Here is an 11,932-nt window from a genome sequence, read left to right as displayed (position 1 = left end):
TCTCTCCATGCATTTGGTCCGTTACCAGTCCCCGGCCGGCCGGCCGGTCGTCGGCGTACGCACCGGCGACACCGTGGCTCCGCTCGAAGGCGTCAGCAGCGTCGCGGAGCTGCTGCGACTCCGGCTGGACGAGTTGCAGACGGCGGTCGCCAAGGTCGGGGAGGCGGTCCCGGTCGACGGCGTGAAGTTCCTGCCGCCGCTGGACGGACGGGGCGAGGTGTGGTGCTCCGGCGTCACGTACGAGCGGTCGCGTGGCGCTCGGATGGAGGAGAGCACCGAGCAGTCCGTGTACGACAAGGTCTACACGGCTGACCGGCCCGAGCTGTTCCAGAAGGCGCCGGCCTGGCGGGTGGTGACCGACGGCGAGCCGGTCGGGATCCGGGTCGACTCCGGTCACGACGTACCCGAGCCGGAGCTCGCGGTCGTCGCGAACAGCCACGGTGAGATCGTCGGGTTCACGGTCTGCAACGACATGAGCTCGCGGTCGATCGAGGGCGTGAACCCGCTGTACGTGCCGCAAGCCAAGCTGTTCGCCGGTGGATGCGCGCTGGCGACCGGGATCCGCCCGGCGTGGGAGGTCGCCAACCCGAAGGACCTCGAGATCGGCGTGGTGATCGAGCGAGCGGGCGACGAGGTGTTCGCGGAGACGACGTCGACCGCGAAGCTCGTGCGTGAGCTGCAGGACCTGATCGACGTGCTGTTCCTGCCGAACGACTTCCCGGACGGCGTGATCCTGGCGACCGGCACCGGGATCGTGCCCGAGCTGGACTTCGCGCTGGCCGAGGGCGACGTCATCACGATCTCGATCGCCGAGGTCGGCACGCTGACGAATACGGTGGCCGTCGGCCGGGAACCGTTCACGTTCCTGGCGACCGACAACTTGGAGGAGAAGCGATGACCCAGGACACCACCCCCGCCGAGCTGGAGCAGGCGCTGGTCGACGCGACAGCGGCCGCGCCGGCGCTGGGTGCGGCCGAGCCCGCGGTCCGGGCCGGGTGGATCCGCGCTGTCGCCGACGCGCTCGACGCGGCCGCCGACGAGCTGGTGCCGATCGCGATGCGGGAGTCTTCGCTGCCCGAGGCGCGGCTGCGGGGCGAGGTCGCGCGCAGCACCGGTCAGCTGCGGATGTTCGCCGACGTCCTCGAAGAGGGTTCGCTGCTCGAGGTCGTCATCGACACCGCGGACGCGCAGGCGAAGCCGGTGCCGCGTCCGGACCTGCGGCGGGTGCTGGTGCCGCTCGGGCCGGTGCTGGTGTTTGCCGCCAGCAACTTCCCGTTCGCGTTCAGCGTCTGCGGCGGCGACACCGCATCCGCACTGGCTGCTGGGTGCCCGGTGATCGTCAAGGCACACCCGGGCCACCCCGAGCTGTCCGCGCGCACCGCGGAGGTGATGATCTCGGCGCTGCGGGCCGCCGGCGCGCCGGATGGTTCGCTCGGGCTGATCCAGGGCTTCGACGTCGGCGTCACCGCGCTGAAGGACCCGCGGATCACCGCGGCCGGGTTCACCGGCTCGGTGCCGGCCGGGAAGGCGCTGCACGAGATCGCGGTCACCCGGCCGGAGCCGATCCCGTTCTACGGCGAGCTCGGCAGCCTTAACCCGGTGTTCGTCACCCGGACGGCGATCGATGCCCGGGGCAAGGACATTGCGACCGGGTACGTCGGTTCGTTCACGCTCGGCGTCGGTCAGTTCTGCACGAAGCCCGGTCTGCTCTTCCTGCCGTCCGGTCATGGGCTCCAGGAGCAGCTGACCGAGGCGACCGGTGGGGTGGCCGAGGCGACGATGCTGAACGACCGGATCCACGACGGATTCAGCTCAGGGCTCGACCGGCTGCAGAAGGTCGACGGCATCCGGGTCTGGGCCTCTGGCGGTGCGACTCTGCTGCAGACCACGGTCGCGGAGCTGCTGGCTCGGCGGGACGAGATCCTGGAAGAGTGTTTCGGCCCCGTCTCGATCGTCGTGGAGTACGACGGGGTCGAGGAGTTGAAGGCGGCTGTCGAGGCCTTCGAGGGGAACCTGACCGCGACGCTCCACGCTGAGGACGCGGACGCCGAGTTGGCGCGTGAGCTGCTGCCGTTGCTGACGGCCCGCGCCGGCCGCGTGCTCTGGAACGGCTGGCCGACCGGGGTCGCGGTGTCGTGGGCGCAGCATCACGGCGGTCCGTTCCCGTCGACCGTCGGCTCGATCCACACCAGCGTCGGGGTGACCGCGGCCCGCCGGTTCCAGCGGCCGGTCGCGTACCAAGACGCCCCCGATGCGGTGCTGCCCGACGTACTGAAGGACTCGAACCCGGCCGGCATCAGCCGCCGGCTGAACGGGACCGTAACCACAGCTGAGGTGACTCGATGAGCGATCTTCCCCCGACCAACGACCCGGGTGACGCCGACCTTCCGGCCGACGTCGCCGGAGAGCCGACCTCCGAAAAGACCGGGACGACCGGTGAACCGGGGCGGCCCGATGCGCCGATCGGGCGGCGGAGTTTCGATCACTGGTTCGGTGAGAAGGACCGCAACGGGTTCATCCACCGGTCCTGGATGCGGGCGCAGGGCTTCTCCGAGGAGGTGTTCGACGGCCGCCCGGTGATCGGCATCTGCAACACCTGGTCCGAGCTCACGCCGTGCAACGCGCATCTGCGCCGGCTCGCGGACTCGGTCAAGCGCGGTGTCTGGCAGGCTGGTGGATTCCCGCTGGAGTTCCCGGTGATGTCGCTCGGCGAGACGATGCTCCGGCCGACCGCGATGCTGTTCCGCAACCTGCTCAGCATGGATGTCGAGGAGTCGCTGCGCGGCAACCCGATCGATGGCGCCATTCTGCTGACCGGCTGCGACAAGACCACGCCAGGCTCGATCATGGGCGCCGCCAGCGTCGACCTCCCCACCCTGGTGGTCACCGGCGGTCCCATGTTGAACGGTAAATTCCGCGGCTGCGACATCGGCTCCGGTACGGCGGTCTGGCGGTTCACGCAGGACCGCAACGCCGGCCGGATGTCGGAGGCGGACTACGCGGCGGCCGAGTCCGGCATGTCCCGCAGCAACGGCCACTGCATGACCATGGGCACGGCGTCGACGATGGCCTGCATGGCCGAGGCGCTCGGGCTCCAACTGACCGGGTCCGCGGCGATCCCGGCCGTCGACTCGCGGCGGTACTCGATCGCCCAGCAGGCCGGTCAGCGGATCGTGAAGATGGTCGAGGAGGATCTCAAACCCAGCGACATCCTGACGCGCGACGCCTTCGCGAACGCGGTCCGGGCGAACGCGGCGATCGGCGGCTCGACGAACGCCGTCATCCACCTGCTCGCGATCGCCGGCCGGGTCGGCGTCGACCTGACGCTGGACGACATGGACGAGTGGGCCCGCGGGGTGCCGTGGCTGGTCGACCTGCAGCCGTCGGGCAAGTACCTGATGGAGGACTTCTACTACGCCGGCGGCCTGCCCGCGGTGATGAAGGAGATCCTGCCGCTGCTCAAGGCCGACGCGATCACCGTGACCGGCAAGACCATGGGCGAGAACGTCGCCACCGCGGAGCGGACCGACTGGAGTGGTCAGGAGGGTCAGCCCGCGACCGCCGTCATCCGGCCGGTCGGCAACCCACTGGGCAGTGGTGCGGGAACCGCCGTACTGAAGGGGAATCTGGCGCCGGATGGTGCCGTGATCAAGCAGTCGGCGGCGTCCGAGCGGCTGCTGCAGCACCGCGGCAAGGCACTGGTGTTCAGCAGCATCGAGGAGTACGACAAGGCGGTCGACGATCCGGAGCTCGACGTCGACGAGGACACTGTGCTCGTGCTGCAGAACTCCGGTCCGCGCGGCTACCCGGGCATGCCGGAGGTCGGGAACATGACGATCCCGCGCAAGCTCGCCGAGATCGGCGTCGACGACATGGTGCGGATCTCGGACGCGCGGATGAGCGGTACGGCGTACGGCACCGTCGTACTGCATGTCACGCCGGAAGCGGCTGTCGGTGGGCCGTTGGCGCTGGTGCGGACGGGTGACTGGATCGAGCTCGACGTACCGGCTCGGCGGTTGCATCTGGATGTGTCGGAGGAGGAGTTGGAGAAGCGACGTGCCGACTGGCAGCCGCCGGTGCCACCGACGGATCGCGGTTGGGCCCGGCTGTACGTCGACCACGTCACGCAGGCGAACCAGGGCTGCGACCTCGACTTCCTGATCGGCCGCACCGGCTCCGCCGTAGCGAGACAGAGCCACTGATGACTGCCGCACAGCCGCCGAGCGAAGCGAGGCGTTCGTGGGGGCCGTTCGAGGCCGTCCGTGGGTTGCGGCCGGCGGGTGTGCTCCCGCCGGTGACGCCGATCCGGCGGCTGATCTCGGATCTGCCGACCTCGCCGGACCCGTACGCCGCCGCGCAGGAGGCCCTGGACCCGCTGCGGGATCGGATCCTGCCCGGCGCGCGGATCGCGGTGACCGCGGGCAGCCGGGGGATCCACGATCTCGTGCCGGTGGTGAAGGCGGCGGTGGATTGGCTGACTGCGGTCGGCGCTGCGCCGTTCGTCGTACCGGCGATGGGCTCGCACGGCGGTGCGACCGCGGACGGTCAGCTCGAGATGCTCGCCGGCCTCGGGATCACCGCGGAGTCGGTCGGTTGCCCGGTCGAGGCGACGATGGAGACCGTTGTCGTCGGCACCCTTCCCGACGGTACGCCGGTGCACCACGACGCGCTGGCCGCGAAGGCGGACGGCGTCCTCCTGGTCAACCGCGTCAAACCGCACACCGACTTCCGCGGACCGATCGAGAGTGGCGTGGCGAAGGTCCTCGCCATCGGGCTCGGCAACCACAAAGGCGCTGCCGCCCTGCATGCCGGCGGAATCCCGTCGCTGGGTGGCGCGATCGAGGCCGCGGCCCGGATGGTCGTTGCGCAGGGCAAGATCTTGGGTGGGCTCGCGATCCTGGAGAACGCCCTGGAACGGACCGCCGCGGTGGAGTTCGTCGAACCCGACGGCATTGCCGGCCCGGCCGAGAACGCCTTGCTGCAAAGGGCCGGCAGCCTGCTCGGGCGCTTGCCGTTCGACGAGCTGGACGTCCTGGTCGTGGACGAGATGGGCAAGGACAAGTCCGGTGCCGGGATGGACACGAACGTGATCGGCCGGTGCTGGGTGCACGGGATCCCGGAGTTCGACTCGCCGTCGATCGCGGCGATCAGTGTGCACTCGCTGTCGCCGGCGTCGCACGGGAACGCGTCCGGTCTCGGTCTGGCCGACGTCATCCCGGCCCGAATGCTGGAGCAGATCGACCTGCAGGTGAGTTACGTGAACGCGCTGACCTCCGGCGCCGGCGGAGCGCGGCGGTCCCGGTTGCCGATGGTGATGGAGGACGACGAGGCCGCCGTACTCGCCGCGGTGACGATGTGCGGCCGGCGGGACTGGTCCGAGCTCCGGCTGGCCCGGATCAAGGACACCCTTTCCCCGAACGAGTTGATGGTGACGCCGGCCCTGCTGACCGAGTCGGCCGAGCGTTTCGACCTGGAGATCACCGGTACGGCGCGGGACCTGACGTCGGCCGGGCGGCTTGGACCCTGGAGTGACAGATGAACCTTCGCGAAGCGCGCGCCCTGCTGGCCGATCGTGGTTTCCGCCCGGGGGAGACGTCCACGCGGACGTTCCCGGACGGATCGCCGTACAAGGTGGAGATCCCCTCCTGTGAAGGGCCGCGGGTGATGACCGCGGTGCTGGAGGAGGCGAAGACTCGCGGGATCACGATCGACCGGGTGTCGCAGGGCAGTGGTGTGATGATGCTGACCGACGCCGAGATCGAGGAGATGCTGTCGCTCGGCGCGTCGGCCGGGGTCGAGGTCTGCCTGTTCCTCGGGCCGCGTGGTGCGTGGGACATCGGTGGGCAGGCCAAGGTGTCGGCCGCGGTCGGTGGTGTTGCGCGAGGCAACGAGATGGTTGCCGCGTCGCTGTGTGACGCCTACCGCGCGGTGGAGCTCGGCGTCCGGAGTCTGCTGGTGGGAGACATCGGCGTCCTGGAGATCCTGGGCGCGTTGAAGGTGGAAGGTGAGCTGCCGGCCGATCTGGTGCTGAAGACGTCGGTGCTGATGCCGTTGCCGAACGCACCGACTGCTCGGCTGTACGAGCGGTTGGGCGCGACCAGCCTCAACGTGTCGACGGACCTGCCGGTGCCGGTGCTGGCGGAGATCCGGTCCGTGACGACCGTACCGATCGACATGTACATCGAGGTGCCGGACGACCAGGGCGGACATGTCCGGTTCTACGACGTACCGGAGATCGTCCGGGTCGCGGCGCCGGTGTATCTGAAGATGGGTCTGCGCAACGCGCCGAACATCTACCCGGTCGGTGCGCACCTTTCCGGTACGGCGGAAGCCCTCGGGCGCGAGCGGGTCCGCCGGGCGGAGTTGATCCTGCGGCTGCTGGCCGAACAGGATGAGGGATGAATGATCCGCTGGTAGCTCGGCTCCGGTCGGCGCTCGGTGACGCGGCGGTCGTCGACGATCCCGACGTACTGGACAGTCATCGCAACGATCACGCGACCTTCTGCACTGCCGGGGTGCCGCGCCTGCTGGCCCGTCCCTCGTCGACCGCTGAGGTGGTCGAGGTTCTGCGGGCGGCTGGGTCGTTCGACATTCCGGTGGTGACCCAGGGAGCTCGGACCGGGCTGTCCGGGGCGGCCAACGCGATCGACGGATGCTTGTTGCTGTCCACCGCTCGAATGAACCGGATCCTGGAGATCTCGGTCGAGGATCAAGTGGCGGTCGTCCAGCCAGGCGTCGTGAATGCCGATCTGTCCCGGGCCGTCCTGGCGCAGGACTTGTTCTACCCGCCGGATCCGTCGTCGTGGGAAATGTCCACGGTGGGTGGCAACATCGCGACCAACGCCGGTGGGCTGTGTTGTGTGAAGTACGGCGTGACGGCAGATTTCGTGCGCGGACTGGAGGTGGTGCTGGCGTCGGGCGACGTCGTCCGCACCGGCCGGCGGTCGGCGAAGGGCGTCGCGGGCTACGACCTCACGCGGTTGATCGTCGGATCCGAGGGCACATTGGGTGTGGTCACCGAGGCGACGCTCGCGCTGCGTCCTGCGCCGGAGGCTGCGCTGACCGCGGCTGCCACCTTCCTGTCCATCGAGGACGGGATCGCCGCCGCGGCTGCGGTCATGGCGTCCGGCCTGCGTCCCTCCCTGCTCGAGTTCATCGATGGTCCGACCGCCCGTGCCATTCAGGACTACCGCGACATGGGACTGCCGGCGGACGTCGGATCGTTGCTGATCGCGCAGTCGGACCGTGGCCCTCGTGCGGCCGAGGACGTTGCCCGGATCGCGGCGATCTGTTCTGCGCATGGCGCGGTCGAGGTCGCCGAGGCATCCGACGCCGAGGAGTCGCGGATGCTGCTCGAGGCGCGCCGGCTGGTGAACTCCGCGCTCGAGCCGCTCGGAGTGACGCTGATCGACGACGTCGCCGTACCGCGGTCGAAGCTGGTCGCGTTGCTGCGCGGGATCGCGGAGATCGGCACGAAGTACGACGTACTGATTTGTTGCCCTGGGCATGTGGGTGACGGCAACATGCACCCGACCGTCGTCTTCGACCGCGACGACCCGGCGGCTGAGGCTCGCGCGCTGGAGGCCTTCGGCGCGGTGATGGAGCTCGGGCTGGCGCTGGGCGGAACGATCACCGGCGAGCACGGCATCGGCACGTTGAAGGCGCACTGGCTGGAGACAGAGCTCGGTCCGGTGAGTCTGGAGTTGCACCGGCGGATCAAGCAGGCCTTCGATCCGGGCAACCTGCTCAATCCCGGCAAGGTCCTCGTGTGACGCGGGTCGACGTCGAGCCGTCCGACAGTCTGGACGACCTCCGCCGCAAGGCTTCGATGGTACGGCCGTCGCCCCGGCAGGTTGCGTGGCAGCGGCAAGAGCTGACTGCGTTCGTGCACTTCGGGCCGAACACGTTCACCGATCTGGAGTGGGGGACCGGTGTCGATGATCCGGCCGTCTTCGACCCCTCGGCGCTCGACTGCTCGCAGTGGGTGCGGACGTTGGTGTCGGCGGGCTTCAAAAGTGTGATTCTGACGGCGAAACACCACGACGGCTTCTGTCTGTGGCCGAGCCGGTACCTTCCACATACTGTTGCCGCGAGCCCGTATCGCGGTGACGTCGTGGGCTCATTGGCCTCGGCATGTCAGGAGCACGGGCTCGGGCTGGGCTTCTACTTGTCTCCGGCCGATCTGTACCAGGAGAAGGCCGACGGTGGGTACTACGGCAACGGCAGCCCGGTCGTGTCGTCGGAGATCCCTTCGCTGTCGTCGACGAGTCACTGCCACGGTTCCGGTACGAAGTGGACGACTACAACCGGTTCTACCTCAACCAGTTGTACGAACTGCTGACGCAGTACGGGCCGATCGCCGAGGTCTGGCTGGACGGCGCCAACCCGACGAGCACCGCGCAGGTCTACTCGTACGAGGCGTGGTTCGATCTGATCCGGCGGCTCGCGCCCGACGCGACCATCGCGGTCGGCGGGCCGGACGTGCGCTGGGTCGGCAACGAGGACGGCTTCGCCCGTGAGACCGAGTGGAGCGTCGTACCCTTCGCCGGTCAGCGGATGGTCGCCGAGCAGACCGCGTCCGACGTGGCCGGCCCTTCGTTGTTGGGGAAAGCCGACGAGCTGCGGTGGTATCCGGCCGAGGTCGACGTCTCGATCCGGCCGGGCTGGTTTTACCACGCTGCTGAGGACTCGGCCGTGAAGTCGTTGCCGGAACTCCTGGACATCTATCGCAAATCGGTTGGCCGCAACGCAGTACTGCTTCTGAACATTCCGCCCGACCGCCGCGGGCTGTTCGCCCCACCGGACGTTGCCCGACTGGCCGAATTCGGCGCGGCGGTCCGCGAGTACTACGAGACCGATGTGTCGTTGCCGGCAACCGTGAACGTGATCGACCTCCGCGAGGACATCTCACGCGGCCAACAGGTCGAGTCCTTCGCCGTCGATGCTTTGCTCGACGGCGAGTGGACGCAGGTCGCGGCCGGTACGACGATCGGCCACCGGCGACTGCTCCCACTCGACGAGCCGCTGTCGGTGAGCGCCGTACGCCTGCGCATCCTGTCATCGCGGGCCGAAGCGACCGCGGCGCTGTCCCTTCACTACGACCCGACCATCTGACGGTCCCCCTGCCTGGAGTCGAACCAGGGACCCGGCCTTCGGAGGGCCGAGCGTGCATCCGTCACCAGAGGGTCAGGTACGCCGCCACCTGGTGCGGCGTACCTTTCGCGGTGTTACTCCTCGACTGAGACGACGCGGGTCCAGTCGGAGCAGTCGGCTTCACACCAGACGTGATCGCCGGCGCGGGCGATCCGATCACGCTGCACATGCCCACAGGCAAGCCGCACCCGGCGCAACGCGTGACCCTGCTTCACTGGAGCACCGGTCCTGCCGCCGGGCACTCGCTTTCGATTCCTGAGGTCGGCCATGGCCGGTCCTCCTCTCTTTCCTGTTGCTATCGGTTGCCCAGGGCTCCTTTGCCCTGGCGCGTGCAGGAGGCAGGATTCGAACCTGCTCAGTCGAGACAACGGGTTTACAGCCCGCCCCACCTCTCCCACGGTGGCGCTCCTGCTCATCGCTTGGGGAGGTAGCGACCTACGGTCGCGCAGTACTCCTGGTACTCGTCCCCGAACGTCTCGGCGAGCCTTCGTTCCTCACGCAGAACGTCGCGATGCACAGCGGCCCCGGGGATCCGGGGGGTCCGTAAGACAGCGGTCAACTCTGGGTTCGTGTGGCTTCCTCTAGTGCGTTGACGAAGGCGTCCGGTTGTTCGATATGGCGGATGTGTCCGGCGTCGTCGATCACGTTCGGATCCCGTTGACCTCGATCCGCCCTCGCGGGCGGGCGGTTCAGGCCAGGCGGACCAGGGAACCGCCGGCGGTGATGCCGATCGAGGTCTGTACGCCGGCCACGGTCAGGTCGACGACGTACGTCGTACCGGACCAGCGGGTGCGGTACGTGACCGAACCGGTTGCCGGCACCGGGGCGATGAACGACAGAATCGATGCCGTCGTCCCAGAGCGCGCGAACATCAGCGTGGGCGCTGCCAGCCGCGTGGTGATGTTCGGATAGGTCCAGCCCTGGATCGGGTTGGTCTGCGCTTGCTTGAGCAGGATCGCCCCAGGTGGCAGCGGCTGCCGGTACGGCACCTGGAACAGGATCGTCCGGGTGGTGTCGCCCGGCCGCATCGCCAGTGCGGTCGTCCGCGAGTACACCGTCGCCTTCTGATCCGACGGCAGATGCCACAGCGTCTGGAACTGTTGTGCCTTCTTGGCCGACGCCCGGTCGAGCGTGACGACCAGATCCGGACTCCTGAGCACCAGCGTGGCCCGGACGCGGCTGATCCCGGTCCCGGGGACGTCTGAGAACTCGTAGAAGTCCGACGTCGGGTTCAGTGCGTACCGCGTCAGCTTGGTGGCCGGAAGCAGGTCAGCCGACAGCGGCGTCGTCATCGAGCTCTGCGCGAACGGACTCTTCGCCCACGTGCGCCAGACGTCGTTCTGGTAGCCGGCGTGTCCGCCGTCGATCACGATGTCCCGTCCGCGAGCGGTGTACGTGAGCGACGTGTGGTCGCTGTGCCCGTGCAACTGTCGCGCCGGCCCGTACCTGATGCTGTACGACGACTGGTCCGCGAACGTAGCGTTCGTGCCCCATCCGGAGCGGCCGAAGATGTAGCCCGCGGAGTACACCCCGACGCGCTGGGTGGGTGCGATCCCGGATGCGCCCTGGGACCCGGCGTACTCGAGTGGTGTCCCGGCGATGGGCGCCGTACGCACGACCTCGGAGTCGCCAATCTGATGGAGATTGCCCAGCGAGTTCGTCGCCAGGGCAAGCCAGTCCGCCATCAGGGCGCGTCGCGTGGTGATCGTCGTACCGGGGTCGGCGCCGCACGCTCGCAGTACGTCGACCGCACGGCCCCAGAGGGAGTAGTTGAACTGTGCGTACGCGGTCGACTGCTCGTTGGTCGATCCTTGCGCGTCGATCGAGGTGGTGATGGCGGCAGCGAGACGGTTCTGGGCGAGCGTCTTGTAGTCCGCGCGATCGAGTGTGCAGCCGACGCCGAACAGAGCGATGCTCTCGTCGGTGCCGTGATTCCACGCACCGCTCCAGTTGTTGACCAGGAACGTGGCGTGGTCGAGCACGGCGCTGTCGAGCCAGGAGTACTGCGCCGGGAGCGTGGTGACCTTCAAGCCGGCCAGGACCGCTTGCCGGGTACAGATGATCACGTTGGTGCGGTGCATCGTCGACTCCCAGGCGCCGACGTCCGCCTTCCAGGAGTACGGATTGTCGAGCACCCAGTCGTGCACGATCGTCGTCACATGCGCCAGGGCGTTCGTGTCACCCTGGCCGGCCGCGGTGATTCCCTGCCCCAGCCAGCGCAGTGAGTGGAACCACATGTACCAGCTCGGATTGTTGTAGGGGTTGAGTTTCCAGTTGATGTTGCCGCTGCCGTTGCCGACCTTGTACGGCTTGAACCCGCCCCAGGCATAGACGTCCTGCAGGACGGACGACAACGGTGTCGCATCGTCGACGGTGCTGAACCCGGGGCACGTGTACGTGCCGGCAGCTGCCACCCCCGCCGTCGTCTTGGCGTCGCGCCGCGTCGTGATGTCCTTCGCCGGCGCGGCGGTCGCCGCGATCACATTTGTTGCCCCCGGCACGAACTGCGCCCCCGGCGGCTCCGGCAGATCCGCCGCGACCGCGATCCCCGGCCCCGCCGCCACCGCTCCCGCGGCGGCTGTCCCGCCAGTACCGGCCGCGCCCGCGACCAGCAGCCCAAGCACCAGAATCCATCGAACCATGTACGTTTCTCCACCACTAATCCGCGGCCCCCCAGGCGGCGGTGACAACCCCGTCACCCGCACGATGGTCAGTTCGCAGGAAAAGTTGCGGGCAGCCCCGACAACCTCGAAGCGTGCCTACGCCCTACCTCTCGGTA

General features: G+C 68.6%; 9 protein-coding genes and 1 tRNA gene. 8 read left to right on the top strand and 2 right to left on the bottom strand.

What is annotated here, in order from left to right; all coding sequences use genetic code 11:
• Window positions 1-7: 7 nt before the first annotated feature.
• Genes OG555_RS10540 through OG555_RS10505 form a run of 8 tightly spaced genes read left to right on the top strand, consistent with a single transcriptional unit; the run spans window position 8 to window position 9,114 of the window.
• A complete protein-coding gene (locus tag OG555_RS10540; protein ID WP_329482630.1) occupies window positions 8-898 on the top strand; it encodes a fumarylacetoacetate hydrolase family protein in 891 nt (296 codons plus the stop codon).
• Entirely contained in the window at window positions 895-2,346 is a 1,452-nt protein-coding gene (locus OG555_RS10535; protein WP_329482629.1) for an aldehyde dehydrogenase (NADP(+)), read from the top strand. The genes OG555_RS10540 and OG555_RS10535 overlap by 4 nt, the downstream gene beginning before the upstream one ends.
• Window positions 2,343-4,202 carry an IlvD/Edd family dehydratase gene (locus OG555_RS10530; RefSeq protein WP_329482628.1) on the top strand — a complete coding sequence of 620 codons (1,860 nt, stop codon included), beginning with the start codon at window positions 2,343-2,345 and terminating at the stop codon, window positions 4,200-4,202. The genes OG555_RS10535 and OG555_RS10530 overlap by 4 nt, the downstream gene beginning before the upstream one ends.
• The gene (locus OG555_RS10525) at window positions 4,202-5,539 is read left to right on the top strand and encodes a DUF2088 domain-containing protein (RefSeq protein ID WP_329482626.1); all 1,338 of its coding nucleotides are present in this window, start codon (window positions 4,202-4,204) and stop codon (window positions 5,537-5,539) included. Before OG555_RS10530 ends, OG555_RS10525 begins: the two co-directional genes overlap by 1 nt.
• Window positions 5,536-6,402, top strand: a complete 867-nt coding sequence (locus OG555_RS10520) for a U32 family peptidase (protein ID WP_329482625.1) — start codon at window positions 5,536-5,538, stop codon at window positions 6,400-6,402. Before OG555_RS10525 ends, OG555_RS10520 begins: the two co-directional genes overlap by 4 nt.
• On the top strand, window positions 6,399-7,772 hold the full coding sequence (locus tag OG555_RS10515) for an FAD-binding oxidoreductase (RefSeq protein WP_329482624.1): 1,374 nt from the start codon (window positions 6,399-6,401) through the stop codon (window positions 7,770-7,772). The genes OG555_RS10520 and OG555_RS10515 overlap by 4 nt, the downstream gene beginning before the upstream one ends.
• A complete protein-coding gene (locus tag OG555_RS10510; protein WP_329482623.1) occupies window positions 7,769-8,341 on the top strand; it encodes an alpha-L-fucosidase in 573 nt (190 codons plus the stop codon). Before OG555_RS10515 ends, OG555_RS10510 begins: the two co-directional genes overlap by 4 nt.
• A complete protein-coding gene (locus OG555_RS10505) occupies window positions 8,293-9,114 on the top strand; it encodes an alpha-L-fucosidase (protein ID WP_329482622.1) in 822 nt (273 codons plus the stop codon). Before OG555_RS10510 ends, OG555_RS10505 begins: the two co-directional genes overlap by 49 nt.
• Before the next feature lie 369 nt (window positions 9,115-9,483).
• On the opposite strand, the gene OG555_RS10500 is transcribed toward OG555_RS10505, so the two are convergent.
• Window positions 9,484-9,565, bottom strand: a tRNA-Tyr gene (locus OG555_RS10500).
• Window positions 9,566-9,842: 277 nt separating this feature from the next.
• The gene (locus OG555_RS10495; protein ID WP_329482621.1) at window positions 9,843-11,795 is read right to left on the bottom strand and encodes a heparinase II/III domain-containing protein; all 1,953 of its coding nucleotides are present in this window, start codon (window positions 11,793-11,795) and stop codon (window positions 9,843-9,845) included.
• Between the last annotated feature and the right edge of the window lie 137 nt (window positions 11,796-11,932).

This window comes from Kribbella sp. NBC_01484, from assembly GCF_036227145.1.
Taxonomy (GTDB): Bacteria; Actinomycetota; Actinomycetes; order Propionibacteriales; family Kribbellaceae; genus Kribbella.
Note: the sequence above shows the minus strand (reverse complement) of the source record. Positions and strands in the feature narration are given on the sequence as shown.

Coding starts and splice junctions, on each gene's coding strand:
- OG555_RS10535 (WP_329482629.1), top strand. CDS start 895: ATGACCCAGGACACCACCCCCGCCGAGCTGGAGCAGGCGCTGGTCGAC.
- OG555_RS10540 (WP_329482630.1), top strand. CDS start 8: ATGCATTTGGTCCGTTACCAGTCCCCGGCCGGCCGGCCGGTCGTCGGC.
- OG555_RS10530 (WP_329482628.1), top strand. CDS start 2,343: ATGAGCGATCTTCCCCCGACCAACGACCCGGGTGACGCCGACCTTCCG.
- OG555_RS10515 (WP_329482624.1), top strand. CDS start 6,399: ATGAATGATCCGCTGGTAGCTCGGCTCCGGTCGGCGCTCGGTGACGCG.
- OG555_RS10495 (WP_329482621.1), bottom strand. CDS start 11,795: ATGGTTCGATGGATTCTGGTGCTTGGGCTGCTGGTCGCGGGCGCGGCC.
- OG555_RS10520 (WP_329482625.1), top strand. CDS start 5,536: ATGAACCTTCGCGAAGCGCGCGCCCTGCTGGCCGATCGTGGTTTCCGC.
- OG555_RS10525 (WP_329482626.1), top strand. CDS start 4,202: ATGACTGCCGCACAGCCGCCGAGCGAAGCGAGGCGTTCGTGGGGGCCG.